Annotated in this window: 25 protein-coding genes and 1 pseudogene; 4 read left to right on the top strand and 22 right to left on the bottom strand. The window is 71.1% G+C overall.

The window, feature by feature from the left end; all coding sequences use genetic code 11:
• Positions 1-57 precede the first annotated feature (57 nt).
• Positions 58-675 (bottom strand): Maf family protein, encoded by a 618-nt coding sequence (locus EWH70_RS17595; RefSeq protein WP_130476501.1) that lies wholly within the window; start codon positions 673-675, stop codon positions 58-60.
• A 133-nt stretch (positions 676-808) separates the two neighbouring features.
• Here EWH70_RS17595 and EWH70_RS17590 point away from each other — a divergent pair, with 133 nt between their 5' ends.
• Entirely contained in the window at positions 809-2,668 is a 1,860-nt protein-coding gene (locus EWH70_RS17590; RefSeq protein WP_130476500.1) for a glycoside hydrolase family 3 protein, read from the top strand.
• Here the strand turns inward: EWH70_RS17590 and EWH70_RS17585 are convergent.
• From EWH70_RS17585 to EWH70_RS17540, 10 genes are all read right to left on the bottom strand, one after another.
• Positions 2,653-4,314: an MFS transporter gene (locus tag EWH70_RS17585; protein WP_240687048.1), complete on the bottom strand. Its 1,662-nt coding sequence runs from the start codon at positions 4,312-4,314 to the stop codon at positions 2,653-2,655. The two genes, EWH70_RS17590 and EWH70_RS17585, sit on opposite strands and share 16 nt — an antisense overlap.
• On the bottom strand, positions 4,272-4,814 hold the full coding sequence (locus EWH70_RS17580; RefSeq protein ID WP_130476626.1) for a PadR family transcriptional regulator: 543 nt from the start codon (positions 4,812-4,814) through the stop codon (positions 4,272-4,274). Before EWH70_RS17580 ends, EWH70_RS17585 begins: the two co-directional genes overlap by 43 nt.
• Before the next feature lie 247 nt (positions 4,815-5,061).
• Entirely contained in the window at positions 5,062-5,292 is a 231-nt protein-coding gene (locus EWH70_RS17575) for an acyl-CoA carboxylase subunit epsilon (RefSeq protein WP_130476498.1), read from the bottom strand.
• Complete coding sequence (locus tag EWH70_RS17570; RefSeq protein ID WP_130476497.1) at positions 5,289-6,908, bottom strand: acyl-CoA carboxylase subunit beta; 1,620 nt, start codon at positions 6,906-6,908, stop codon at positions 5,289-5,291. Before EWH70_RS17570 ends, EWH70_RS17575 begins: the two co-directional genes overlap by 4 nt.
• Before the next feature lie 47 nt (positions 6,909-6,955).
• The gene (locus EWH70_RS17565) at positions 6,956-8,191 is read right to left on the bottom strand and encodes an AAA family ATPase (protein WP_130476496.1); all 1,236 of its coding nucleotides are present in this window, start codon (positions 8,189-8,191) and stop codon (positions 6,956-6,958) included.
• Entirely contained in the window at positions 8,191-9,045 is an 855-nt protein-coding gene (locus tag EWH70_RS17560; protein WP_130476495.1) for a tetratricopeptide repeat protein, read from the bottom strand. Before EWH70_RS17560 ends, EWH70_RS17565 begins: the two co-directional genes overlap by 1 nt.
• Entirely contained in the window at positions 9,042-9,485 is a 444-nt protein-coding gene (locus tag EWH70_RS17555) for a hypothetical protein (protein WP_130476494.1), read from the bottom strand. The genes EWH70_RS17560 and EWH70_RS17555 overlap by 4 nt, the downstream gene beginning before the upstream one ends.
• A 72-nt stretch (positions 9,486-9,557) precedes the next feature.
• A complete protein-coding gene (locus tag EWH70_RS17550) occupies positions 9,558-10,244 on the bottom strand; it encodes a YqeB family protein (RefSeq protein WP_130476493.1) in 687 nt (228 codons plus the stop codon).
• 27 nt (positions 10,245-10,271) lie between these two features.
• The gene (locus tag EWH70_RS17545; RefSeq protein ID WP_130476492.1) at positions 10,272-11,528 is read right to left on the bottom strand and encodes an MFS transporter; all 1,257 of its coding nucleotides are present in this window, start codon (positions 11,526-11,528) and stop codon (positions 10,272-10,274) included.
• A complete protein-coding gene (locus EWH70_RS17540) occupies positions 11,525-12,904 on the bottom strand; it encodes a M20 family metallopeptidase (RefSeq protein ID WP_130476491.1) in 1,380 nt (459 codons plus the stop codon). Before EWH70_RS17540 ends, EWH70_RS17545 begins: the two co-directional genes overlap by 4 nt.
• 125 nt (positions 12,905-13,029) lie before the next feature.
• Here EWH70_RS17540 and EWH70_RS17535 point away from each other — a divergent pair, with 125 nt between their 5' ends.
• Entirely contained in the window at positions 13,030-13,929 is a 900-nt protein-coding gene (locus tag EWH70_RS17535; RefSeq protein WP_130476490.1) for a LysR family transcriptional regulator, read from the top strand.
• Here the strand turns inward: EWH70_RS17535 and EWH70_RS17530 are convergent.
• Both EWH70_RS17530 and EWH70_RS17525 read right to left on the bottom strand, forming a co-directional pair.
• Positions 13,903-14,466 carry a VOC family protein gene (locus EWH70_RS17530; protein ID WP_165436308.1) on the bottom strand — a complete coding sequence of 188 codons (564 nt, stop codon included), beginning with the start codon at positions 14,464-14,466 and terminating at the stop codon, positions 13,903-13,905. The two genes, EWH70_RS17535 and EWH70_RS17530, sit on opposite strands and share 27 nt — an antisense overlap.
• A complete protein-coding gene (locus tag EWH70_RS17525; RefSeq protein WP_205669153.1) occupies positions 14,463-15,341 on the bottom strand; it encodes an NAD(P)H-binding protein in 879 nt (292 codons plus the stop codon). Before EWH70_RS17525 ends, EWH70_RS17530 begins: the two co-directional genes overlap by 4 nt.
• A gap of 226 nt (positions 15,342-15,567) precedes the next feature.
• Here EWH70_RS17525 and thrS point away from each other — a divergent pair, with 226 nt between their 5' ends.
• Positions 15,568-16,773 carry a threonine--tRNA ligase gene (gene thrS, locus EWH70_RS17520; RefSeq protein ID WP_130476489.1) on the top strand — a complete coding sequence of 402 codons (1,206 nt, stop codon included), beginning with the start codon at positions 15,568-15,570 and terminating at the stop codon, positions 16,771-16,773.
• 50 nt (positions 16,774-16,823) lie between these two features.
• Here thrS and EWH70_RS17515 read toward each other — a convergent pair whose 3' ends face one another.
• The 7 genes and pseudogenes from EWH70_RS17515 to EWH70_RS17490 all read right to left on the bottom strand — a co-directional run.
• On the bottom strand, positions 16,824-17,759 hold the full coding sequence (locus EWH70_RS17515; protein ID WP_130476488.1) for a hypothetical protein: 936 nt from the start codon (positions 17,757-17,759) through the stop codon (positions 16,824-16,826).
• Positions 17,752-18,063: a hypothetical protein gene (locus EWH70_RS17510; RefSeq protein WP_130476487.1), complete on the bottom strand. Its 312-nt coding sequence runs from the start codon at positions 18,061-18,063 to the stop codon at positions 17,752-17,754. Before EWH70_RS17510 ends, EWH70_RS17515 begins: the two co-directional genes overlap by 8 nt.
• Positions 18,050-18,700 (bottom strand): hypothetical protein, encoded by a 651-nt coding sequence (locus EWH70_RS17505; RefSeq protein WP_130476486.1) that lies wholly within the window; start codon positions 18,698-18,700, stop codon positions 18,050-18,052. The genes EWH70_RS17510 and EWH70_RS17505 overlap by 14 nt, the downstream gene beginning before the upstream one ends.
• Positions 18,701-18,706: 6 nt before the next feature.
• The gene (locus EWH70_RS17500; protein WP_130476485.1) at positions 18,707-19,888 is read right to left on the bottom strand and encodes a hypothetical protein; all 1,182 of its coding nucleotides are present in this window, start codon (positions 19,886-19,888) and stop codon (positions 18,707-18,709) included.
• The gene (locus EWH70_RS17495) at positions 19,888-20,211 is read right to left on the bottom strand and encodes a hypothetical protein (protein ID WP_130476484.1); all 324 of its coding nucleotides are present in this window, start codon (positions 20,209-20,211) and stop codon (positions 19,888-19,890) included. The genes EWH70_RS17500 and EWH70_RS17495 overlap by 1 nt, the downstream gene beginning before the upstream one ends.
• Before the next feature lie 102 nt (positions 20,212-20,313).
• Positions 20,314-20,955: a DUF5701 family protein gene (locus EWH70_RS35835; protein ID WP_205669162.1), complete on the bottom strand. Its 642-nt coding sequence runs from the start codon at positions 20,953-20,955 to the stop codon at positions 20,314-20,316.
• Positions 20,935-21,819, bottom strand: a pseudogene (locus EWH70_RS17490) (Vgb family protein); the annotation flags it as partial. The pseudogene EWH70_RS17490 and the gene EWH70_RS35835, both read right to left, overlap by 21 nt.
• A 72-nt stretch (positions 21,820-21,891) precedes the next feature.
• Here EWH70_RS17490 and EWH70_RS17485 point away from each other — a divergent pair.
• A complete protein-coding gene (locus EWH70_RS17485) occupies positions 21,892-22,515 on the top strand; it encodes a TetR/AcrR family transcriptional regulator (RefSeq protein ID WP_130476483.1) in 624 nt (207 codons plus the stop codon).
• A gap of 11 nt (positions 22,516-22,526) precedes the next feature.
• On the opposite strand, the gene EWH70_RS17480 is transcribed toward EWH70_RS17485, so the two are convergent.
• Both EWH70_RS17480 and EWH70_RS17475 read right to left on the bottom strand, forming a co-directional pair.
• Positions 22,527-23,330 carry an alpha/beta fold hydrolase gene (locus EWH70_RS17480; RefSeq protein WP_165436307.1) on the bottom strand — a complete coding sequence of 268 codons (804 nt, stop codon included), beginning with the start codon at positions 23,328-23,330 and terminating at the stop codon, positions 22,527-22,529.
• Between the two features lie 67 nt (positions 23,331-23,397).
• Positions 23,398-24,339, bottom strand: a complete 942-nt coding sequence (locus EWH70_RS17475; RefSeq protein ID WP_130476624.1) for a C40 family peptidase — start codon at positions 24,337-24,339, stop codon at positions 23,398-23,400.
• Positions 24,340-24,345: the final 6 nt, after the last annotated feature.

Below are 24,345 nucleotides of genomic sequence, written 5' to 3'. Positions count from 1 at the left end.
GATCAACACTCGGCGCGACGAGACTCTTCCGCATCCCCCGATCGTGTGGGACGACTCTCAGAGAGTGGGATCCGTGCGCCAGAAGTCGGTCACCGACAGTCCGACCTGCGCCAACAGTTGCCGGGTCAGCGGCAGGCTGATCCCGATCACGCTGGACGGATCGCCGTCCACCCCCTCGACGAACCAGCCGCCCAGCCCGTCGAGCGTGAACGCCCCCGCGACGGCCAGCGGCTCGCCGGTGGCCAGGTAGGTCTCCAGCTCGTCCTCGCTCGGGGAGGCGAACCGGACGGTCGTGGCCCGGCAGCCCGCCGCCGTCGCGGGGCTCGCGCCGAGCCGGATCACCGCGTGGCCGGTGAGCAGTTCGCCGCTGCCGCCCGCCATCGCCGCCCAGCGCTTACGGGCGACCTCCGGCGTGCCCGGCTTGCCGACCACGTCGCCGCCGATGGACAGCATCGAGTCGCAGCCGACGACGACCGCGTCGCCGGTGATCTCGCCCGCGACGGCGTTCGCCTTGGCCTTGGCCAGCTCGGTCACCAGCTCGGCGGGGGACGGGTCGGACAGCGAGGCGGCCACGGCGTCCTCGTCGACGCCGGACACGACGACGCTGGCGTCGATCCCGGCGGCACGCAGCACGGCGAGGCGGGCGGGCGAGGCGGAGGCGAGCACGAACTTCATGCGCCGACCCTAGAAGCCACCTGCTCACGGCACATCGCGGGCGGAGTTATGTGATTGTGACCTGACTCACGGCGTTCGGGCGCCTACTTTGTTGTGGCGCGCAACATATCCGTTTCGCACCCGGAGGTCCCCGATGTCGCTACGCCTCCGCGTTCCGGGTTTGTCCCGGAAAGCGGCCACCGTCCTCCTCGCCGGCGCCCTCGCCGCAGGCATCGCCGCACCCGCCGCCTCAGCCGCCGAGTCGAGCTGGTGGCCGCTGTACAAGAACCCCTACCTGCCCGTGCAGCTACGGGTGGGCGACCTGATGGACCGGATGAGCCTGGACGACAAGATCGGCCAGATGATCCAGTCCGAGCGGGGTGCCGTCACCCCGCAGCAGGCCGCCGAGCTGCGACTCGGCTCGATCCTGTCCGGCGGCGGCTCGGCGCCGACGCCGAACACGCCGGAGTCCTGGGCGAACATGTACGACGGCTACCAGCGCGCGGCCACCGCCACGCCGCTGGGCATTCCGATCATCTACGGCGTCGACGCGGTGCACGGGCACAACAACGTCTACGGCGCCACGGTTTTCCCGCACAACGTCGGCCTCGGCGCGGCTCACGACCCGAGGATGGTCGAGCGCATCGGCGCGGCCACGGCGAAGGAGGTCGCGGCCACCGGGCTGGACTGGAACTTCGCGCCGTGTCTGTGCGTGGCCCGCGACGACCGATGGGGCCGCACCTACGAGTCGTTCGGCGAACTGCCGGGCGACGCTTCCGCCAACACCACGGTCATCAACGGCCTGCAGGGCCGGTCGCTCAACCAGCGCACCTCGGTGCTGGCCACCGCGAAGCACTACGTCGGCGACGGCGGCACCACCGGGGGCGACGACCAGGGCAACACCGAGATCAGCGAGCAGGAACTGCGCCGCGTCCACCTGCCGCCCTTCCGCGAGGCCGTCCGCCGCGGCGCCGGGTCGGTGATGATCTCCTACAGCAGCTGGAACGGCGCCAAGATGCACGCGCACCGCTATCTGATCACCGACGTGCTGAAGAAGGAGCTGCGCTTCTCCGGCATCGTCGTCTCCGACTGGGAGGGCGTCGACAAGATCGACGGCCAGCAGGGCTTCACCCCGGAGGAGGTGCGGCAGTCGGTCACCGCGGGCATCGACCTGTTCATGGTCCCGCAGAACGCGGCGACGTTCATCAAGTACCTGCGGGCGGCCGTCGACTCCGGCCAGGTCCCGATGTCCCGCATCGACGACGCGAACCGGCGGATCCTGACCAAGAAGTTCGAGCTGGGGCTGTTCGAGCGGCCCTACACCGACCGGTCGCTGCTGCCCAGCGTCGGTAGTACGGAACACCGCGCGCTGGCCAGGGAGGCCGTCGGCAAGTCGCAGGTGCTGTTGAAGAACGACGGCGTTCTGCCGCTGAAAAAGAGCGGCAGGATCTTCGTGGCGGGCAAGAACGCCGACGACATGGGCAACCAGGCGGGCGGCTGGACGATCAGCTGGCAGGGCGCGAGCGGCCCGACCATCCCGGGTACCACGATCCTGGAGGGCATCCGGCAGGTCGGCGGTGCGTCGGCGAAGGTCGACTACGACCGCGAGGCCGACGGCATCGACGGCGGCTACGACGCGGCGGTCGTCGTGGTGGGCGAGAAGCCGTACGCCGAGATGTTCGGCGACCGGCCGGATAGCCTGGCCCTCGACGCGGAGGACCAGGCCACCCTGGCCAAGGTGAAGGCGTCCGGCGTGCCGTTCGTGGTGGTCACCGTGTCCGGCAGGCAGCTCGACATCACCAAGGAACTGCCCGGCTGGAACGCGCTGGTCGCCGCCTGGCTGCCCGGTTCGGAGGGGGCAGGCGTCGCCGACGTCCTGTTCGGTGACCGCAAGCCCACCGGCAAGCTCACCTTCACCTGGGCCGCCGACTTCGGTCAGCACCCGATCAACGCGGGTGACGGCAAGAAGGCGTTGTTCCCCTACGGCTTCGGCCTGACCTACCCGCGGCGCTGAGCCGCGGCTTCGAGATCGTGGCCCGGGGCGCCAACGGCGGCGGCGGTGCCCCGGGCCACCCTCGGTGACCGCATGAACAGCGCGGCCACCACACCGGCCAGCAACACCCCCGCGGGCAGCAGGATCGACACCCCGGCGGCGTCGGACAGTCCACTGTGGAGCACCTGCTGGACCAGTCCCTCGGTGCCCGGCGGCAATGCCGCGTGCGGGGCGGCGTCGAAGCCGAACTCCCCGCCGCCGCTGACCGAGCCCGCGACGGCGTCGACGAACGGCTGACGCTCCTGCGCGGGCAGTGCCGCGGCGGCCTCGCTCGCCCGCTGAGCTACCGACGACGTGACGCTCGCGGACAGCAGGACCCCGACGCTCGCGCTGCCGAGCACCCCGCCGACCTGGCGGACGGTGTTGTAGACGCCCGACGCCGAGCCGGTCAGCTCCCGCGGTGCCGCGCCCATCGTCGCGTTGCTCATCGGGCCGAAGATCGAGCCGATCCCCACGCCGCACAGCACCAGCGGGATCATCAGCGTCCACGGGCTGGTGCCCGCACCGGCCCACACCGCCGTCCAGGCCAGCCCGCCTGCCAGTGCCAGCAGGCCGAACACCAGCGGGTACCGCGCGGGCAGCCGGTCGGACAGCTTGCCGACGAACGGCGCGACCAGCCCCTGCATCAGGCACATCGGCGTCGTCACCAGGCCGGCCATCGTGGGGGACAGGCCCTTGGCCGACTGCAGGTACACCACGAGCGGGATGAACATGGCCGTCATGGCGAACCCGACGGTCATCGAGGTGAACGTGCCCGCCGCGAACGTCCGGTTGGTGAACAGCCGCAGCGGCGTCAGCGGTTCGGCCGCGACCCGCTGCCGGAGCACGAACACCACCAGCAGCACGACACCCGCGATGATCAGGTGCGGGACGGTGACCGGGCCGAGCACCGGGCCCCAGTCGTAGTGCTGGCCGTTCTGGATCCCGAAGACCAGCAGGCCGAGTCCGGCGGCCGAGAGCAGCACGCCGGGGACGTCGAACCGGTGGGCGTGCCGGGGCTGCCAGTCCGGGACCAGCCAGAGCGTCAGCGCCACGGCGAGGACGCCGATCGGGACGTTGACGAAGAAGATCCACTCCCAGCCGAGGTGATCGACCAGTACACCGCCCAGCAGCGGGCCGGTGATGGTGGCCAGCCCGGCGACGCCGCCCCAGGCGCCCATGGCCTGGCCACGCCGGTCGGGCGGGAACAGGTGGGTGATGAACGCCAGCGTCTGCGGGGTCATCAGCGCGGCGCCGAGCCCCTGTACCGCCCGCGCGGCGATGAGCTGCTCGATCGAGCCGGCCAGCCCGCACCAGAGCGAGGCGAGGGTGAACACGGCGAGCCCGGCGAGGAACACGCGTTTCGGGCCGAAGCGGTCGCCGAGCCTGCCGGTCAGCAGCATCGGGACGGCGTAGGTCAGCAGGTAGACGCTGGTCACCCAGACCACGGCCGTCAGGCCGGCTCTCAGTTCGGTCAGCATGGCCGGAATCGCGATCGAGACGATCGTGGTGTCCAGCAGGATCATGAAAAAGCCCAGGCACAGCGCCAGAAGCGCGGCCCACGGGCTGCGGGTCTTCGTCATTGTCAGTCGTCTTTCGGTGGGTGCTGGAAGGGGATCCGCCCGGATTCGAGGTCGTCCCGCAGCCGCTCGGTCCACTCCAGCTCGAAGCGCCGGTGCGCGGTGAGGTAGCGCCAGTCGAGCCAGTAGATGTCCGGTGTGCCCTTCTCGTGCAGGCGTTCCAGGACCACCTCGTCGGCGGCGACCATGGACTTGAGCTGGGTGATGCGCCTGGTCAGCTCGGCGAGCGCGGCCTTGGGGCCCAGGTCGTCGAGAACGGCGAGGCCGGAGAGGTAGTCGGGACGCTCGTCGGCGACGGTGGCGACGAGTTCGCGGGCGCGCTGGATGTAGACGTCGCGGCCGGCTTCGGTCAGGCCGTAGACGGTGCGCTCGGGTCGCCTGCCCTCGCGCTGGGTGTCGACGACCTCGACGAGTTCGGCGGCCACCAGCCGCTCGACCGTGTGGTAGAGCGAGCCGGCCTTGAGCTTGACCCGGGTGTCGACGTGCCGCTCGCGCATCAGCTGGACCATCTCGTACGGGTGCATGGGCCGTTCGTGCAGCAGCTCCATCACCGCGAGGGCGAGCGGGGTGATCCTGGCCAAGCCGGGCCTCCGGTAGTTCCGTGCGGTTTATTCCACATGGACTATACCGAGCCGACTAGTCCGCCGTCGAGCGTGACGACCGGGACGAAAGCGGCTTTAGCGGGCTAAAGACGGCAGCCAGCGGGTCACCAAAGCACGTGAAGGCCACCTTCACCACGGCTGACGTAATGAAGGTGGCCTTCACGTGTTCTGGTGCGAGACGGCCGGGCGCGGGTCAGCGGGGCAGGGCGGAGGCGCGCCAGGCACCGGGGCCCGGGTGCGGCGGCTGGCGCAGGTTGGCCGCGCGGTCGGCCCACCGGGAGGTCGGCCGGGGCCGCGCCGGACCGTTCGCGGCAGAAGCCTCCCCGGCCGCCGCGGCCGCCACGACGGCCGTCAGCGCCGCCAGTTCGACGTCGTCCGGGTTGCCGCGGACCACCCGCAGCAGGGGCTGCTCTTCGCCGCTCATAGCGGGATGTTCCCGTGCTTCTTCGGCGGAAGCGTCTCCCGCTTGTCCCGGAGCAGCCGCAGCGCGCGGGCCACGTAGCCGCGGGTGTGCGCGGGCGGGATCACCGAGTCGACGTAGCCGCGCTCCGCGGCGACGTACGGGTTGCACAGGGTGTCCTCGTACTCCTGGATCAGCCGGGCCCGCAGCGCGTCGACGTCGCCGCCGTCGCGCTCGGCCTCCTCGGCCAGCGTCTTGCGGTGCACGATGTTGGCCGCGCCCTGCGCGCCCATCACCGCGATCTGCGCGGTCGGCCAGGCCACGTTGACGTCGGCGCCGAGGTGCTTGGACCCCATCACGTCGTACGCGCCGCCGTAGGCCTTGCGGGTGATCACCGTGACCAGCGGGACGGTGGCCTCGGCGTAGGCGTAGATCAGCTTCGCGCCGCGGCGGATGATGCCGTTCCACTCCTGGTCGGTGCCGGGCAGGAAGCCGGGCACGTCGACGAACGTCAGCACCGGGATGTTGAACGCGTCGCAGGTGCGGACGAACCGCGCGGCCTTCTCCGACGCGTCGATGTCCAGGCAGCCGGCGAACTGCGTGGGCTGGTTGGCGACGATGCCGACGCTGTGCCCGTCCACCCGGCCGTACCCGACCACGACGTTGGGCGCGAACAGCTCGTGCACCTCCAGGAACTCGCCGTCGTCGACGACCCTGGTGATCACCTCGTGGATGTCGTAGGGCTGGTTCGGCGAGTCCGGGACGATCGTGTCCAGCTCGCGGTCGGAGTCGGTGATCCCGTCGGTGACCGGGTCGGCCGGTTCGAACACCGGCGGCTCGGACAGGTTGTTCGGCGGCAGGTAGGACAGCAGGTCCTTGACGTAGGCGATCGCGTCCTCCTCGTCCGAGCCGAGGTAGTGCGCGTTGCCGGACTTGGTGTTGTGCGTGCGGCCGCCGCCGAGGTCCTCGAACGTGACCTCCTCGCCGGTCACCGTCCGGATCACGTCCGGGCCGGTGATGAACATGTGCGAGGTCTGGTCGACCATCACGACGAAGTCGGTCAGCGCGGGGGAGTAGACGTGCCCGCCCGCGTTGGCGCCCATGATCAGCGAGATCTGCGGGATCACCCCGGACGCCTTGACGTTGCGGTTGAAGATCTCGCCGTACAGCCCGAGCGAGACCACGCCCTCCTGGATGCGGGCGCCGCCGCCCTCGTTGATGCCGATGATCGGCCTGCCGGTCTTGATGGCCAGGTCCATCACCTTGACGATCTTCTCGCCGTAGACCTCGCCGAGCGAGCCGCCGAACACGGTCACGTCCTGGCTGAACACGCACACCGGACGGCCGTCGATCGTGCCGTGCCCGGTGACCACGCCGTCGCCGTAGGGCCGGTTGCGGTCCTGGCCGAAGTTGGTCGAGCGGTGCCGGGCCAGCTCGTCCAGCTCGACGAACGAGCCGGGGTCGAGCAGCAGGTCGATGCGTTCCCGCGCGGTCTTCTTGCCCTTGGCGTGCTGGCGCTCGACGGCCCGCGCCGACCCGGCGTGCACCGCCTCCTCGTACCGCAGGTACAGGTCGGCCAGCTTGCCCGCCGTGGTGTGGATGTCCGGAGGCGTCCCAACAGGCTCCGTCGCACTGCTCATGAGGCGCCAGCCTAGTGCGGAAAGCGCCGCTCGGCCTGTGACACCGGCTACGCTCCGGTCCTGAGCCTGCGGCGCACCTCCCGGGTGGCCAGGTGGGCCGCGACGTCGGCATAGCGTTCGGCCTGGTTGGCGAAGTCCACGTACGCCCGCGCCCGGGTCAGCCAGTCCAGAGTGGACGGGCGGACCGCGCCGGCCGCGGCGGCCAGCTCGGCCATCCGCAACGGCGGCTCGGTGCCGGTCGCCAGTGCCTGCTCGATCACCGCGTCCAGCGCCTGCTCGGTCACCGACCGCAGGTCGGCGCCGCTGAACAACGCGGTACGCGCGGCCAGCGCCGCCGGGTCGACGCCCTCCGTGGGCACCTCCCGCAGCAGCACGCGCAGGATCTCCGCGCGGGCGGGCTCGTCGGGCGGCGGCACGAACAGCACGCGGTCGAACCGGCCGGGCCGCAGCATGGCCTCGTCGACGTCCCACGGCGCGTTGGTCGCGGCCAGCACCAGCACCCCGTCGTTGTCCGAGCCGATGGCGTCCAGTTCCTGCAGCAGCACGTCGACCAGCCTGCGGGCGTCCGAGCCGCGGTGCTTGTGCCTGGCGAACGCCAGCCCGTCCAGCTCGTCGAGGAACAACACACACGGCGCCTGCGCGCGGGCGGTCTCGAACGCGGTGTGCAGGTTCTGCTCGGACATCCCCAGGTACGGGTCGACGACGTCCTCGATCCGCACGTTGACGAACGGCAGCCCGCACTCACCGGCGGTACCCCTGGCCAGGAGCGTCTTCCCGCAGCCGGGCGGCCCGTAGAGCAGCACCCCGCCACCGGTCCGGCGGCCGTAGCGCGCGTACAGCTCCGGACGGGACAGCGGCAGGATGATCATCCGGTGGATGACCTTCTTGACCTCGGTCATGCCGCCGACGTCGGCGAACGTCAGCGTCTCCGGCGCGACCGGAACCGCCGCGGCCGCCGGTGCGGCGCCGTCGGCGGCGACGCGGATCCGCACCAGGTCGTCGGCCAGTGCCTGCAGCCTGCCGATGCCCTCGACGACCCCGGCCTCGCGGGCACGCTCCAGGCAGGCCCGCAGCAGCGGAAGCGCCTGCTCGGCCGCGGCCAGCTCGCCCACCGTGACCAGCGTGTCCGGCGGCAGCGCGTCGTCGGTCAGCAGGCGCTCGTACTCGGCCAGCGCCTCGGCCCGGCGCCCCGCGCCGGTCAGCTCCTCGGCCAGCATCAGCCGCAGTGCCGGGTCGGCCGGGCTGGCGGCGACGGCCCTGCGCAGCGATTCGATCCGGTCCATCAGCGCCGCCTCAACCACTTGCGCACCAGCGGTGGCGCGACCCAGGAGTACACGGCGAAGAGGAACCAGCAGGCGCCCAGCGCGCCTGCCAGCGGCAGCAGACCGGCCCAGCGCAGGCCGAGGATCACCACGATCACGGCCAGCCACACCTTGAGCGGGCCGAGCCGCTGCAGTGGCACCAGCGGCCGCAGCAGCGGATGGGCCGCGACCCTGGCGTCCAGCGCCGCCTCGACGAACGCCGCATTGTCCGGCCGGTCGGCCGCGGCACCGCGCAGCGCCTGGTAGGCCGGGCCGACGTCGCCGCCCGCCGCCGCGGCGGCGCCGTACATGCCGCGCGCGGTGGTGCTCTCCGGGTCGGCCGCCAGCGCCTCGCGGCCGAGCCGCTGGGCGCCGCTGATGTCGCCGGAGGCGATGGCGTGCAGCGTCCGTATGGCGGCGACCTGCGCGTCGTCCGGTTCCAGCGCGGCGGCCCGTTCGATCAGTGCCGCGGCCTTGTCCAGCTGGCCGACGTCGATGCACACGTGTGCGTAGGTGCACAGCAGCTGGGTGCTTTCCGGCTCCAGCGCGAGCCCGTCGAGCAGTGCCCGCTCGGCGGCCTCCCTGCGGCCGAGTTCCCGGTAGGCGCCGCCGAGGACGGACAGCAGGCCCGGGTCCGGCCCGTACACGGCCAGTCCCTGCTCGGCGATCCGGGCGGCCTCGGCGTTGCGGTCGGCCATCCACAGCGCGGTGGCCCGCAGCGACACGGCCGGGTAGCCGGTGGCGTCCTCCCCGGACAGCCGGTCGAGTGCGGCCAGCGCCTGGTCGTGCCTGCCCAGGTCCAGCCAGTGCCGTGCGGTGGCGACGGGGTCGTTCATACCTGTGTCCAGACGAGGTAGAGCAGCACGCCCTCGGGCACGCCGCAGGTGAGCACGGCCAGCGTGCCCGGACCCCACAGCGACGCGTAGGGGTCGTCACGCAGCATGTGCAGGCGGTCGAGCCTGAGCAGCGGGACCAGCTGCACCAGGCAGCCGAGCACCGAGATAGCCCGGACCGTCAGGCGCATCCCGGTCCCGTCGGCGGCGGCGGGCAGCAGCAGGGCGAACGCGAACTCGGCGAGCAGCGTCAGCGCTCCGGCCACCAGGATCGTCCTGCGGCCGGACCGGTCGAGGCCGAGCCTGCGGCCGTTGCGCAGGGCGACGACGGTCATCGCCGCCGCGCCGCCGAAGAACGCGACGACCGGGATGTACTGCGAATGCCACGGCGGCGGACCGGCGGGCCGGTCGCGCACCGTGGGCTGCAGCAACGGGTCGGTCATGCGGTTTCCCCCTCGGATGTGCGGGGGAGACTAGACGACCGGGGGCGCGTCCGGGTAGCGAAATGGGCTCGCTCAGGTGGCGACCTGGCGCCAGTACTGCCGCTTCTTCTCGTCCCGCACGACCACGCCGAGCTTGGCCAGTTCCGCGCGTACCGCGTTCGCCTCGTCGGTCTCCAGCTTGTCCAGCGCGGTACGGCGGGCCTTGAGCAACGCGTTGGCGCGGCCGGACAGCTCGGGGGTGTCCTCGACCCAGAGGTGGTATTCGCCGGCGTGCGGATCGGCCTCGCGCCAGGGCAGGTCGTTGCCGGTGAACAGCTCCCGGAGCCGGGCCGCCGGGATGTCGCTGGACTCCCTGGCCAGCTCGCCGCCGTTGGTGTCGAGCAGGACGAGCTTGCGCTTGTCCAGGTACAGCGCGCCGATCTCGGCGCGGGGGAAGCTGCCCTTCTCCCGGCCACCGCGGTGCACGACGACGGCGTCCGGGGTGACGGTGAACGTCGGGCGGTCGGCCGCGGCCAGCAACGCGACGCCGAGCCCGATCAGCACGCCGAGGCCGAGCGAGCCGAGGGTGAGGCCCGGCTCGGGGATGGAGGCGACGAGCTTGAACGGCCCCTGGAACGGGAACCACTCCAGGGACGTGATCCAGCCGGCCAGCCGGGTCAGGCCCCACAGGATGCCCGCGCCCGCGATCGGGCCGCCGGTCCACAGGGTGACGGCGAGCCAGGCCGGGTCGGTGATCGTGTCGTTGTCACTGCTCCCCATGTGGGGGAGGGTACTTCCGGGCTGACCTCAGCGAATTCCGCGGGTGCGGTAGCCCGCCGCGAGCGCGGCGATACTGACGAACGAGACGGCGAGCAGGTAGTAGCCGGGCGCGATCTGCGAGCCGGTGGCGGTGATGAGCGCCGTGGCGATGGTGGGGGTGAAGCCGCCGAAGATCCCGACCGCGGTGTTGTAGCTGAACGACAGCCCGGTCGCGCGCGCCCGCACGGGGAAGGCGTCCGACATCACCGAGGGCAGCGCGCCGAAGTACGCCGCCTTGAGCAGCCCGAGGATCGTCATGACCGCGGTGAGCGTGAGGAAGGACGGAACCGCGGTGACCCAGGCGAACAGGGGCACCACTCCGATGCCGATCAGGACCGCGGCGGGCACCATGATCACCAGCCTGCCGAACCGGTCGGCGAGCAGCCCGACCACCGGCGTGCCCACCGTCAGGATGACGCCGGTGACGAACAGCGCCACGAAGGACAGCGAGTCGTCGAGGCCCAGTTCCTTGACGCCGAACGTCGGCAGGTACTGGAGGATGAAGTTCAGTGCCGTGGACACCACCAGCGCGCCGCCTGCGATGAGCAGCCCGGCCCAGTGGTGCCGGAACACCGACCAGACCGGCGACGGCACCGGCTCGTCCGCGCGCAGCGCGGGCGATTCGTCGACATAGCGGCGGATGTAGTACCCGACCGGGCCGATCAGGAGGCCGAACACGAACGGCACGCGCCAGCCCCACGAGGTCATCGCGGCGTCGGAGAGCACGGCGGTCAGCACGGCCGCGAACCCGGCCGCCATCAGCGTCGAGAGCCCCTGGCTGGCGAACTGGAAACTGCCGAGGAAGCTCTTGCGCCGTTCGTTCTGCTCGACCAGGAACGAGGTCGCGGCGCCGAACTCGCCACCCGCGGCGAACCCCTGCAACAGGCGTGCGACCACGACCCCCAGCGGCGCGACGATGCCGAGGGTGTCGTATCCGGGCAGTACGGCCAGCAGGAAGGTGCCGGCGACCATCAGCCAGATGGTCAGCATCAACGCCTTCTTGCGCCCGTGACGGTCGGCGTAGGCCCCGATCACCAGCCCGCCCAGCGGCCGGATCAGATACGTCACGCCGAACACGGCGTAGGCCTGCACGAGCTGGACGCCGGGGTCGTTCTCGGGGAAGAACGTGCGGCCGATGTAGCTGGCCATCAGCGCGTACACCGCGAGGTCGAACCATTCGAGCGCGTTGCCGATGGTGGCGGCGGCGATCGCACGCCGGGAGGAGGTGGGCGTGGCGGTGGTCATCGGGACGCCTTTCCGGCTAGTGCGTGGAAGAGGGCGGTGGCCAGCACGAGGCCCTCGCGGGCGATCGGTGCGAGAAGGTGCTCGTCGGGCGCGTGCTGGAGACAACCGGGGTAGGAGTGCGGCAGCCACAGCGTCGGTATGCCGAGGAGGTCGGTGAACACGGAGTTGGGCAGCGAGCCGCCGATGTTGGGCAGCACGGCGACGGGTTCGCCGGTGGCCTCTTCGAGCACGCCGTGGGCCCAGCGCGGCCATGGACCGTCGATCTCGGTGCGGCTGGCGGGGAACTCGCTGGTGACGCGCACGCCCACCATCGGGTACCCGTGTGCCGCGAGGTGCTCGGTCAGCGCCCGCTCGGCCGCGCCGACGTCGGTTCCCGAGACATAACGCAGCTGTAGTGCGGCGCGGGCCCGGCCGGGAATCGCGTTGACCGGGTGGTCGACGTCCGCGGCACCGATGCCGAGCACCTCGAGCGTGTTCCAGCCGTAGAGCCGTTCGGCCGCGGTCAGGTCCTGGTCGCCCCAGCCTTCGTCGGGTGCCGGGTCGCCGGGACTGTTCGCCACGGCGATCCCGGACAGGGCGGTGCGGACCGGATCGGGCAGGCCGGGCGGCAGGAGGCCGGGGATCAGGATGCGTCCGTGCCCGTCGACGAGGGTGGTGATGGCGCCTGCCAGGGTGGTCGCCGGGTTGCGCAGGACGCCACCCCAGTTGCCGGAGTGGTAGGCGCCGGGGCGCAGATCGACGTCGAGTTCGAAGTTCAGCCCACCGCGCGAGCCGAGGAACAGGGTCGGGGTGGCGGCGTCGAGGCGCGGGCCGTCCGAGGCGATCAGGACGTCGGCGCGCAGTGCTTCGCGGTGTGCGGCGGCGAACTCGGCGAGTCCTGGCGAGCCGATCTCCTCACCGGTCTCGAACAGGAACTTCAGGTTGAAGCCGAGTGAGCCCGTTTCGGTGAGCAGCAGGCGCAGCGCGGTGAGGTTGATCAGGTGCTGGCCCTTGTTGTCGGCCGTGCCCCGGCCGTACCAGCGGTCGCCGTCGACGGTGAGCGTCCACGGATCCCGGCCGTCGCTCCACCGTCCACTGTGGCCGTCGACGACGTCGGCATGGCCGTAGCACAGCATCGTGGGCAGTTCCGGTGACTCGATTCGCGTGCCGAGCAGGAACGGGCCGCCGGACGGATCCGGATTGGGGTGTTCGGTCACCGTGCAGCCGAGCTCGGTGAGCATGGGCGTGAGGACGTCGTCGAGGTATGCCTTGAGCGCAACGCGGCCTTCATCGGTGGTGCTCGCTGTCGGGTAGCTGACCAGCCTGGCGAGGTCGTCGCGGAGTGCCCCGGAATCGACGTGGTTTTCGGCTTTCAGGCGCAGGCTCTGCGGTATCACTGGCGGGCTCCGAGGGTCGGCGACGCTGCGATGCAGAGCAGGCTAAGCCGGTTTTCGTGGCGTGACCATTGCCGTTTTTGTCATCGAGCGTTCTACTATCGGCAAACCGGAGGAAGGCGTGGACGATGCAGCTGCTCCCCATGGGGCTGACGTACTTCGCCGAGGTCGCGCGGACCGGCTCGGTGACCGACGCGGCCCGGGCGCTGACCGTGGCACCGTCCGCGATCAGCAGGCAGATCGCCAAGCTGGAGACCGAACTGGGGGTCTCGCTGTTCGCCAGGCATCCGCGGGGCATGACGCTGACCGACGCGGGCGCCAGGCTGCTCGCCCACACGCGCCGGACCGAGGCCGAGTCCGCCGCGCTGGTCGGCGAGCTGCGCCGGGCGGACGGCTCCGAAATGCGGCGGGTGACCGTGGCGTGCTCGGAGGGCTTCGGCAGGCGGATGGTGCCGCGGGCCATGGCGGCGTTCTGCCGCGAGCATCCCGGGGTGAGCTTCCAGCTCGACATCGTGACCCGGCAGGAGGCGACCCGCCGGGTGGTGGAGGGCATCGCCGATGTCGCGGTCACCTACACGATGGGTCCGCAGCACGACGTACGGGTGGAGTGCGCGATCGTCGCCGAGGTGGTCGCGGTTGTCCCCTGTGGACACGAGCTGGCCGGGCGGGAGCGGATCGGGCTGGCGGAGCTGTGCGCGTACCCGCTGGCGCTGGCGTCCGCGCGGACCAGCCAGCGCGAGCTGCTCGACCTGGGCGCACGGGCGGAGGGGCTTGCGGTGACGCCCGTGCTCGTCTGCGACGGGCTGGCGCCGCTGTACGAGTTCGTCCGCGACGGTGGCGGGATCGCGCTCGTCGGCGATCTCGGGGACCTGGACCGCGGCGACGGCGTGGCCTACGTGCGAGTCGATCATCCGGTGTTCCGGCAGCGGGAGGCACAGGTGCAGACCATGCTCGGCAGGCGGCTGCCGAGCATGGCCATGCAGTTCACCGGGCTGCTGGTGTCACTGCTGCGCGGTGTCGCCCGGTAGGCCTCGGCCGACGCGGACCGGCAGCCCGGCGGGCGTGCGCAGTTCCCAGCGTGGGTCCGGCCCTTCGGTGAACTCGCCGTCGAAACCGAGGATGTCGGCGTAGAAGCGGCGGGCCGTCTCCGGCGCCTCGCTGATGTGGACCAGGGTGCCGGGTGGGACGTCCCAGCCGGCGAACTTGCCGGCCTGCCACAGGGAGAACGCCGCCCCTGCCGGGTCGACCAAGGTCGCCATGCGGCCCTGGTCGCCCGCGTCGAACGGTCCGGCCACCAGCCGGGCCCCGGCCGCGACCGCCCGCTCGGTCCGCAGGTCGGTGTCGTCGGTGGCGAGGTAGAAGGCGATGTGCGCGGGGGTTCCCGGCGGATAGACGGGGTTGGCCAGGTCGCTCAGGCCGCCGATGCGGTGCTCGCCCGACCGGATCACCGTGGCCCGGCGCCGGTCGGATTCGTCCACAGTGGACGTCCAGCCGAAGGTGTGTTCGAAGGAGGCCGCCGTGGCGGCGACGTCGTGGGTCTTGACGTCCATCCAGCAGAACGTCATGGGGCGACTCCGGTGAACTCGGCGGCGTGGTCGGCGGCCCACCGGCGGAACGTGCGGGGCGGACGGCCGGTGATGGTCTCGAACGTGCCGGTCGGTGGCAGCACGCCGGTGCCGTCGATGGCGTCGGCGGACAGCGCCAGCAACCACTCGGTCACGTCGTCCGGGTAGCCCTGTGCCGCCCACAGTTCGCGGGCCTGCTGTTCGGTCAGCTCGACGAACTCCACGTCGCGGCCGGTCGCCTCGGCGATGGCGGCCACCTGCTCGCGGCGGGTGACCTTCTCCGGGCCGGTGATCGTGTAGGCGGCGCCCGCGTGCTCGCCGGTGAGCAGGGCCGCCACCGCGACCTCCGCGACGTCGGCCTCGTGCACCAGCGGGTAGCCGGACTCGCCGTGCGGCTCCCGCACGACCCCCTCGGTCCGGACGCTCTCCGCCCAGCCCAGTGCCCCGGCGGCGAGGATGCCGGGCCGGACGTGGGTCCACTCGGCACCGGTGGCCTCCACGGCCGCCTCGACCGCGCGATGGGCGGTCCGTTCGTCCTCCAGGTGCCACGCCAGCGGTCCGTCCGCGGGGTCCCGCGGCGTGAAGCCCGCTGCCGCCGCGGAATGCGTCACGAACCGGCGAACGCCCGCCTCGGCCGCGCGCTCGACGAAGCCGGGCCCGGCGAACGGGAACAGGTACAGCCGGTCCACGCCCCGCAGGGCGTCGGCCCACGAGTCCGGCCGGGTGAAGTCACCCGTCACCACCTCGACCCCGGCGGGAAGCCGGGCGGCCGCCGGATTCCTGGTCATGGCCCGCACCGGCTGGCCCGCCCCCACCAGCCGCTCGACAACGCACCGTCCGATGTTTCCAGTCGCACCCGTCACCAGCACCGTCACGCCCGCCGACGCTAGCCACGACGGGGAACGCCGCGCACATAGATATTCGCGAACGGGAATCGAATTGCGGTGGGTGTTACGGTCGGTGCATGCAGCGAGCCGCGATGACGACGACGCCGGACTACGTCCCGGCGCGCTGACAGCTGTTCGCACGAGCCCGGGGCGGGTGCCCCGGGCTTCGGACGTCAGGTGGTCACCCGTCCCCTTCGGACACCGAGGAGACGACATGAGCGACCACCGCAGGCTCGGCAGGGAGCTGGGCCTGTTCGACACCGACCCGCTGATCGGCGCCGGACTGCCGTTCTGGCTGCCCGGCGGTGCGGTGCTGCGGCACACCCTGGAGCAGTACGTCCACGAGCTGGAGCGGGAGTCGGGCTGCCGGCACGTGCACTCGCCGGTGCTCGGTAAACGAGAGTTGTACGAGTTGTCCGGGCACTGGGAGCACTACCGCGACGACATGTTCCCGCCGATGGACGTCGGCGGCGAGCAACTCGTGTTGCGGCCCAGCCTGTGCCCGCACCACGCGCTGATCTACCGGTCCCGCCAGCACAGCTACCGGGAGCTGCCGGTGCGGCTGGCGGAACTGGGCGGGCAGTACCGCGCCGAGCTGTCCGGTGTGCTCGGCGGGCTGAGCCGGGTGCGGTCCATCCAGCTCAACGACGCACATCTGTTCTGCGCGCCGGACCAGGTGGCAGGCGAGGTCGCCGCCGCGCTGGACCTGATCGCGCGTGCCTACGCCGACCTGGGGCTGAGCCCGGCCAGGTACCGGCTGTCGCTACCGGGTCCGGGAGCCAAGTACGTCGCCGACCCCGGCCTGTGGGAGCGCGCCGGGGCGTTGCTGACCGGCGTTCTCGACGACGCGGGCATCGAGTACGAGCCTGCCGGTGGCGAGGCCGCGTTCTACGGCCCGAAGGTCGACGTGCAGGTCGCCGACAGTGCCGGGCGTGAGTCGACCCTGTCCACCGTGCAGGTGGACCTGTTCCAGCCGGAGCGGTTCGACCTGGCCTACGTCGGCGCCGACGGTGGGCGGCACCGGCCGGTCATGGTGCACCGCAGCGTGATCGGCAGCCTGGAGCGGGTCGCCGCGCAGCTGATCGAGGTGCACGGCGGTGCGTTCCCGCCGTGGCTGGCGCCGGAGCAGGTGGTGGTGTTCCCGGTGGCCGATGCCGACTGGCCAGTCGCCGACGCGATCGTGCGCGACTGTGCCGCTCGCGGCCTGCGGGCCCACGCCGCCGGACCGGAGCTGGGCAGCCTCGGCGCCCGGGTGCGCGACGCCCGGCTGGTGCCGTACCAGCTGGTCGTCGGCGCCCGCGAGGCAGGCGACGTGTCAGTGCGGCTGCGTGACGGCCGTCGTCTGCCACCCGCGCCGGTACCGGAGGTGCTGTCGCACATCGCCGCCCGGGTCGCCGCGCGCGGTGCCGAGCTGTGGTGACAGGCTCGTGAAGGCCACCTTCACCACGTCAGACGTAATGAAGGTGGCCTTCACGAGCTTTCGCCGGCGGTGGAGCGGTGCAGGGCCTTCAACTCGCGCAGCACCGCCAGGTGCGGGCCCAGTTCGGCCTTGCGGCGCCGCCGCACCAGCCAGGCGAGCACGCTGGGTACGAGCGCCACCGCCGCCATGCCGATGCCGACGTAGACCGCCGTCGGTGCGTCGTCGCTGAGCCCAATGAAGAACGGGAACGGTGCGCTCCCCAGCAGGAAGGAGGCGATACAGCCGGGAGGGAAGAACTTCTTGGTCCAGTAGTTGTTGCGGATCCGCAGCCGGTCCAGTTCGGACGGTCCAAGCGGGTCGAAGCCGTGCTCGGCGTGGAACCGCTTCGCCCGCTCGGCCACGACGGGGTTTCGCCGCAATTCGGCCGGTCGCAGGCCCTCCAGCATGGGTTCGTCCACGGTGTGCATGACCGTGGTGCCGATCCGGGCCAGTGCCAACGCGCCGGGGTGTCCGTGTACCTTCTTCCAGCCTGCCTGGGTGATTACTCGGTCCCGTTCGTCGTCGGGAATGCTGCTGTAGCGCGCGGAATCGAGCAGGTACTTGCCGTCAGCGCCGGGCTCGGCCGCCGCCAGTTCGGCGGCGAGCCGGGCCCGCGGGTCCTCGACCGGCACCGAAGGCTGGTGCACCAACCGCAGCCACCAGTGCTTGCCGCCGTACTCCTGGCCGTTCAGGCGCCAGCCGTAGGGCGCGGCGAGGTCGAGTAGTTCCTGTTTGGACAGAGTCTTGAACAGCATCCAGTCGACGTCCAGCACCGGCCCATGGTGACTTGCCAGCAGCTGGCGGAACGCTCCCAGCTGGCGCTCGCGGTCGGCCTTCTTGATGCTGGTACCGAAACCGAGGGCGCTAGCCACCATCAAGGAGAGGGCGATCGCCGCGGACGGCACGAAGATCCAGATCGCCAGCAGGTTGAGGTCCTGGTCAGACATCGCGCTTCACCCGCTCGAAAGCGAGCGACCGGCTACTGCCACCCTTGCCGTCCTCCAGGTACCGGAACCCCCTCTCTTCTGCGAGATCCTTGATCTGGTGCTCAGTCAACGGACGGCACTGCCACACCTCGACTTTGGCCTCGTTCCACCCCGGGCGGAGGTCCAGTTTCTTCGTCACATACGCCACCGCGTCGTCCACGTCGTGGAAGAGGACGCGCAGCCAGGTCCACGTCGTCCACCAGAGGAGCATCGCGAACACGACGCTTATCGCTACTTTCAGCACGTTGGTCTCAATCTCCGTCAAGAGCGTTTCGCAGGGCCGAGTTGGGATCACTTGGTGGCGTGAAGCTCACTGACCGCGCGATCCCGTCGAGTATTCCAGCGAAATCCTCCCAGTCGTCGATGTCGGATGTGGACATGCTGAAGATGGCCAACCTTTGTAGGTCCGGCAGCCGGAATATCACCTGGGCCTGCCTCATCGACTGCGTTCCTCCGTTGAAGGTGACTAGTCGTTGCTCACCGTGAACGATGGCTTGGCCGGCTGGATAGTCGAGTAGCAGTGTCTCGCTCGGTTCGCCAGGTTCATGCAGCCCGCGTGCGATCGTTGCCATCGACTGCTCGGACAGCCCCGGCGGTTCCTGCACGAGGACCGTGAACAGGCCGGTGACTATCCGGTGCGGTTCGTGCTCGGAGCGGGCGATGCAGTGCGCGGCGTAGACCGCTCCAGCCCTGGCGAGCTGGCCGAGCAATGCCTCTTGTGCGAACACCGCGTTGGCTCGCTGCGAGACGTCGGTGCCCGGCAGGACACCGGCCTGCTCGTTGATCCTCCGCATGCGCTGACCGATGGGTTCAGTGAGGTCGATCTCGGTGAACTGGTTCGGCACTGTGAACCACAGCGGCAGGCTCGTGGGCTCACCGGCCAAGGCGTCGGTCGTGTACATCGGTGCCTACTTTCGGGTGAACCAGGAGAGGACGGCGCCTCCAGCGCCACCGACGTCTTTCACAGTTTTAGCTTGGTCACTGTCGCTGGTCAGTCCGCCGAGCGCGGGCACCTGCAGCGCTGTGCTCAGGGTGCCCTGGTATACCTTCGCCGCTGTGGCGGCTGCCTCCGGCGTCATACCGGGCAGCTTTGAGGCCAACGCTGTCATGTTCGCGCTGGCCTCGGCCATGTCGTCTTTGAACGCCTTGCCGCCCTGGACCACCTTCGCGCCCAGATCGACGGCCTCCCCTGCCGCGTCCAGGCCCTTCTGGACTGCCTTTACGCCGGGGATCATGCCGAATGCATCGCCGGCTACCCCGATCCAGGCATTCCAGTCGGTCCACTTGCCGTTGATCGCGATGTCACCCACATGCGATGCCAATGCCACCCCGCCCGCGATTAGTGCGACCGGCGCAGCGACGACGTTGACGATTGGGATGAAGGCAAGGACCCCAGCGATAGCTGAGACGATTCCGGCGACGTCACCGATGAACTCCAGAGCTCCAGACGCCCATTCGCCGAGTCCTTCGAAGAAGCCCTCGTCTGGCGCGCGGTCTCCGGCTTCGCGAAGCCTGGCCGCGCAGGTCCGCGAACCAGCCTCCCACGCGTGCAGGACCTGCTCCGCCTTCCGGCGGAGTTCCTCGACCGACGCTGTCGCCGCGTTCGCCGCGGCGTTGGCCTGGGAGGCGGCCTGGGCATTCGCTTGTGCCTGCGCCTGCGCCGCCTGGGCGGCGGCAGGGTTGCTCGCGTCGTAGGTGATCGTCTGGCCGGCCGTGGCGTTCGCCTGCTCCGCGGCGGCGTGCGCCTGCTGTTCCTTGGCCAGCGCGGCCGCCAGGTCCCGCTCGATCGATGCCGCGTCCTGCTGGTACTGCTTCAGCTCGTCGGCCCAGGTCTTCAGCGCCTTGCCCGCATGTTCCATTGCCCAGTGCGCGTCACCGAGGTAACCGGGCAGGTCCTCGATGTTCTCGGCGAACTTCTGCGCCGCTGGGCCGGTCCACACGTCGGTGTTGTTTTTGACCCCGTTGAGGGCGTTGCGTGCTTCGTCCGCGTAGGTCGCCGTCGCGGACAGTTCGGTGGCCAGTGTGTGCAGTGTTTCGACGTTGCCGCGGGCCGGGTCGTAGCCGATGCTTGGGTACTTCTCCGCGCCCATCAGACGTTGTTCGCCTTCAGGTCGGCCGTCTGCTCGGCCATCTTCCGCAGGTTCTCGCGGATGCCTTCCTCGACCTCGTGGTAGCTCTGCATCGCCTTGTCCAGGCCTTCGGCGATCTGCTCCACCGCCTCCTTGATCTCCTCGAGGCCCTCCTCCCAGTCCTCGCGGAAGTCCGCGCACGCCTCGTCCAGCTCGTCCGAACCAATCGAGTCCGGCCCCAGGACGTCGAGTTTCTTGGTGGCCCCGTCGATGTTTTCCTTGGTGCGGTTGAGGTTCTTCTGGAGTGCTTCCAAACCGCCTATGTCCACGGTGAAGTCGGGCATCGAGTTCCCCCTCGTCGCCGGTCGATGCCACGGACCGTAGCAAGGCGAACACGGCCCGGGCGGCGTTTTCGGTGAATCACCGACCGGCGACGAGGAAGGGGACTAGTTGGCGAGGCGGCAACCCGCGGAGGCCATGCCCAGCCAGGTGTGCGGATTTCCCGCCCAGCACCAGCCGAGCTTGGGCGAGCGCTGGCTGATCCAGATGGCGGGCACCCTGCGGTCGGTGGACCGGGTGCCGCCGAGCGAGAAGCACTTGTTCTTCACCAGGATCTCCGGGAACTGGGTGATCAGCGCGATGCCCTCCTCGACGGTGAGCAGGGTGCGGCCACGCGACGCGATGGTCGCCATGGCGTCGTTGGGGACCGCGCCACAGAACTCCTCGCCGCGCTCGACGTCCAGCAGCAGGTAGGCCTCCTCGTGCGGTGCCGCGGCGTCCTCGGTGGTGACGAACCGTTCCAGCGCACCGGGTTCGAAGCTGTGGTCGACGAACCCCGGCTTGCTGCCGTTGGCCAGCGTCGTCCTTGCCATCGCCTCCTCGATGGGCACCACGCGCCGGGTCAGTACCAGCACGAACGGCACCCGGCCGCCCGCCGGGTCCGGGGCGGCGGTGATCGTCTTGGCGACGTCGCGCAGCGGCGCGACCAGCGCGTCGAACCGCTCGGGGCCGACCAGGTCGCGGTAGCCCAGCTCGGTGAGCCGCGTGACCTGGCGGTCGAACTCCGCTTCGCCCGAGGCCGGCGCCACCCTGGCGAGCGCGCCGGTTTCCAGAGCTGTCCACAGTGCACCGTCGGGACCGACGGTGATGCCGTGCGGCTCCGCGCCGGGCGCGGGCAGGTCGTGTACCTCGATCCGCCCGTCGGTGCTGATCCGGCCGACGCGGTTCGCGCCCCACTCGGTGAACCACAGTGCGCCGTCCGGGCCTGCCGTGATGGCGTGCGGCCGGGCGGCACGGTCGGGCAGCGGGTACTCGGCGATCTCGCCATCGGTGGTGATCCGGCCGATCTGGCCGGCGCCGATCTCGACGAACCACAGTGCGCCGTCCGGACCCGCCGCGATACCGACCGGTCCGGCCGCCTCGGTCGGCAGCGGGTGGACGGCGACCTCGCCAGCCACGCTGATCCGGCCGATCGCGTTGGCCTGGTTCAGCGTGAACCACAACGCGCCGTCGGGGCCCGCGGTGATCGCCGAGGGGAACGCGCCCTGGTCGGGCAGGCCGAACTCGGTGACCTCGCCGTCCACGGTGATGCGGCCGATCCGGCAGGCCGCGGTCTCGGTGAACCAGAGCGCGCCGTCCGGGCCCGCCGCGATGCCGAACGGGCCGCAGTCCGGCGTGGGCAGGGTGAACTCGGTGACCTCGCCACCGGCCTCGATCCGCCCGATCCGGTGCGCCTGGTACTCGGTGAACCACAGCGCACCGTCCGGGCCCGTGGTGATGACCGTCGGCCCGGTGCCGGCACCCACCGGGTGGACGGCCGGTTCGCCGCCGGGTACCAGCCGGCCAATGTGTCCACTGTGGACCAGGGTGTACCAGAGGGCGCCGTCCGGGCCGGTGGTGAGTGCGTACGGCCCGGCGTCCGGGGTGGCCACGGTGTACTGCTCGATTGCCATGGACCTAAATTTAGGTCAGATCTAAAAAAGTGTCAAGTATAAATTTTGACCCGACCCATGTATGGTGTCGTCATGAGCACCGGTCTCCGCGCGCTGAAGAAGCAGCAGACCAGGGAGAACATCTCCCGGCAGGCCACCGCGCTGTTCCTCCAGCGCGGGTTCGACGACGTCACGATCAGCGAGATCGCGGCGGCCGCCCAGGTGGCCAAGATGACCGTGACCAACTACTTCCCCCGCAAGGAGGACATCGCGCTGGACCGGCGTGACGAGTTCGTCGCCGCGCCCGTGCGGGCGGTCGCCGAGCGGGAGCCGGGGGAGTCGGCGCTGGCGGCGCTACGCCGGTCGTTCCTGGCCGCGGTCGAGCGGCACGACCCGGTGATCGGCTTCTCCGGGCCGGAGTTCGCCCGCATGATCGCGGGCAGTCCCGCGCTGCTGGCCCGGTTGCGGGAGTTCCACGACGACCGCGAGCGGGCGCTTGCCGACGCGTTCGCCGAGGAGTCCGAGGACGCCGTCCTCAGGGGCGTGGCCGCCACCCTGCTCATCGGGGTGCTGCGGCTGTTGTTCGAGGAGACCATGCGGCGCACGCTGGCCGGTCAGCCCGACGACGAGATCGCCACCGCGGTCGCCGCGCACGCGCGGCGGGCGTTCGGCGTGCTGGAACCGGGGCTGGGCCACTACCTGGTCCGGGTGCCGTGACCCCTGCCGGCTCAGCAGGCGATCAGCTCCGCGAGTGCGTCCGCGACGGGCTTCGGGGCGAAGTTCTGCAGCCCGTGGCCGAGGCCGGGCAGGAGCCGGACGCGGCCGTCGCGGGCGTGGTCGCGCACGAGCGTCGCGTCGGAGTCGCCGGACAGGGCGAACACCGCCGGGTCGGCGCGTAGCAGGGTGACCGGGCCGCGGACCTGGCGCAGCCAGGCCGCCGCGTGCTCCAGGCCCCCGTAGGTGTGCCGGGTGTCGTCCACGGTCGCGTCGAGGAAGGCGGGGTCGTGCCGGTGCAACGCGGCGGCCATGCGCCGGAGATAGGGATGGCCCGGGCCGAGCATTTCGGCGGTGGTCCGGTCGCCGGCGGGTTCCGCACCGAGCAACGTCAGCAGTTCCGATTCCGGTCGCCCGCACCAGTTCCGCCACGTGCGCATCCGGGCGCCGGTGCGCTCGAACAGGTTCAGCATGCGAGACAGGGACAGTGGCGCGTCCCCCACGACAAGCCCGCGTACGACGTCCGGGTGCCTGCCAGCCAGCGCCAGCGCGACCTGACCGCCATAGGAATGGCCGTACCACCACGCCGGCCCGTCGAGGTTCGCGACGGCCCAGCTCGCGAGCTGGTCGGCGGCGTCCTCCAGGCGGTAGCGCCCGGTCCAGGCCGAGTCGCCGTGTCCGGGCAGGTCGGCGCCCCACCACCGCACCGCCGGTGGCAGCTGCTCGAACAGTTCTGTGCCCAGCTGCCAGCAGCCCGAGCCGCCATGCAGGAAGACCAGTTCCGGACCGTCCCCGCCGCCGGACCGCACGTTGATCACAAGCCACCCCCGGTTCACCAACCCTGCACTCGGCGCAATAGTAGACCGAGTGCAGAAATACGGTGAATCAGGCCGGACGGCCGGAGCCCGCGTAGTCGTCGCCCGCCCTGCGGTAGGAGTGGATCTGGATGGCCTGCCCCTGCGTCGGCGCGTTGATCATCAGGCCGTTGCCCAGGTACAGCCCGACGTGGTGGATCCGGGTGCCGGGGTTGCCGTAGAACACCAGGTCGCCGAGGCCCGGCTCGACGCCGATGCGCAACGCCCGGTACTGCGTGTCGGCCGTTCGCGGCAGCGCCACCCCGGCGCTGTCGTAGGCGGCCTTGGTCAGCCCGGAGCAGTCGAACCCGGCCGCCCCGGCCTCGGGGCCGTTGCCGCCCCAGACGTAGGGCAGGCCGATCTGGTCGAGCGCGAAACGCGTCGCCCGCACCGCCGGGGTGCCCGCCCGCGCCGGGTCGAGCGACAGCGTCGCGTAGAGCTGGGCGTGGCCGAGCGCGCGCTGCCGGAACCGCTCGTCGCCCGGCCGCACGCCGCCGACGGCCTTCCACCAGCCGCCACCCGCCAGGTCGACGCCCTTCGCGCACAGCTTCCGCCCGGTGGCCAAGGCATCCGCCGCGCCACGGTGGTCGTCGGCCGCCTTGCCGAGTCCCGCCAGCGTCACCCAGGTCAGGTGGCAGTCCGGCCGCTCCTGACGCATCGCCAGCTCGCCGGCCGCGTAGGCCTTCAGCGAGGATTCCGGAATGTCCAGCGGGCCGGCCAGCCGCTGTGCCCAGACGTCCAGCTCGCTCGGCTGCTGGGCGGGCGCCGCCTCGGCCGCGGGCGCCGCGGCCGGTGTCTCCAAAGTGGACGGAGGGGCGGGCACGGCACCGCCACCGGCTGGCAGCGCCTGCACCTGTGGCTCGGAGCCGGAGCGGCCGGCGTCGACGATCATCCAGGCTCCGACGGCCAGCGCACCGATCAGCGGCAGCGCGACGGCGGCGCGGCCGACCGGACCGGCGGCGAGGCGTTGCATACGGGA

The organism is Amycolatopsis suaedae (genome assembly GCF_004214935.1).
GTDB classification, from domain to species: Bacteria; Actinomycetota; Actinomycetes; order Mycobacteriales; family Pseudonocardiaceae; genus Amycolatopsis; species Amycolatopsis suaedae.
Note: the sequence above shows the minus strand (reverse complement) of the source record. Positions and strands in the feature narration are given on the sequence as shown.

Coding starts and splice junctions, on each gene's coding strand:
- EWH70_RS17595 (WP_130476501.1), bottom strand. CDS start 675: ATGAAGTTCGTGCTCGCCTCCGCCTCGCCCGCCCGCCTCGCCGTGCTG.
- EWH70_RS17590 (WP_130476500.1), top strand. CDS start 809: ATGTCGCTACGCCTCCGCGTTCCGGGTTTGTCCCGGAAAGCGGCCACC.
- EWH70_RS17580 (WP_130476626.1), bottom strand. CDS start 4,814: ATGGAGCTGCTGCACGAACGGCCCATGCACCCGTACGAGATGGTCCAG.
- EWH70_RS17575 (WP_130476498.1), bottom strand. CDS start 5,292: ATGAGCGGCGAAGAGCAGCCCCTGCTGCGGGTGGTCCGCGGCAACCCG.
- EWH70_RS17570 (WP_130476497.1), bottom strand. CDS start 6,908: ATGAGCAGTGCGACGGAGCCTGTTGGGACGCCTCCGGACATCCACACC.
- EWH70_RS17565 (WP_130476496.1), bottom strand. CDS start 8,191: ATGGACCGGATCGAATCGCTGCGCAGGGCCGTCGCCGCCAGCCCGGCC.
- EWH70_RS17560 (WP_130476495.1), bottom strand. CDS start 9,045: ATGAACGACCCCGTCGCCACCGCACGGCACTGGCTGGACCTGGGCAGG.
- EWH70_RS17555 (WP_130476494.1), bottom strand. CDS start 9,485: ATGACCGACCCGTTGCTGCAGCCCACGGTGCGCGACCGGCCCGCCGGT.
- EWH70_RS17550 (WP_130476493.1), bottom strand. CDS start 10,244: ATGGGGAGCAGTGACAACGACACGATCACCGACCCGGCCTGGCTCGCC.
- EWH70_RS17545 (WP_130476492.1), bottom strand. CDS start 11,528: ATGACCACCGCCACGCCCACCTCCTCCCGGCGTGCGATCGCCGCCGCC.
- EWH70_RS17535 (WP_130476490.1), top strand. CDS start 13,030: ATGCAGCTGCTCCCCATGGGGCTGACGTACTTCGCCGAGGTCGCGCGG.
- EWH70_RS17530 (WP_165436308.1), bottom strand. CDS start 14,466: ATGACGTTCTGCTGGATGGACGTCAAGACCCACGACGTCGCCGCCACG.
- thrS (WP_130476489.1), top strand. CDS start 15,568: ATGAGCGACCACCGCAGGCTCGGCAGGGAGCTGGGCCTGTTCGACACC.
- EWH70_RS17515 (WP_130476488.1), bottom strand. CDS start 17,759: ATGTCTGACCAGGACCTCAACCTGCTGGCGATCTGGATCTTCGTGCCG.
- EWH70_RS17505 (WP_130476486.1), bottom strand. CDS start 18,700: ATGTACACGACCGACGCCTTGGCCGGTGAGCCCACGAGCCTGCCGCTG.
- EWH70_RS17500 (WP_130476485.1), bottom strand. CDS start 19,888: ATGGGCGCGGAGAAGTACCCAAGCATCGGCTACGACCCGGCCCGCGGC.
- EWH70_RS17495 (WP_130476484.1), bottom strand. CDS start 20,211: ATGCCCGACTTCACCGTGGACATAGGCGGTTTGGAAGCACTCCAGAAG.
- EWH70_RS17485 (WP_130476483.1), top strand. CDS start 21,892: ATGAGCACCGGTCTCCGCGCGCTGAAGAAGCAGCAGACCAGGGAGAAC.
- EWH70_RS17475 (WP_130476624.1), bottom strand. CDS start 24,339: ATGCAACGCCTCGCCGCCGGTCCGGTCGGCCGCGCCGCCGTCGCGCTG.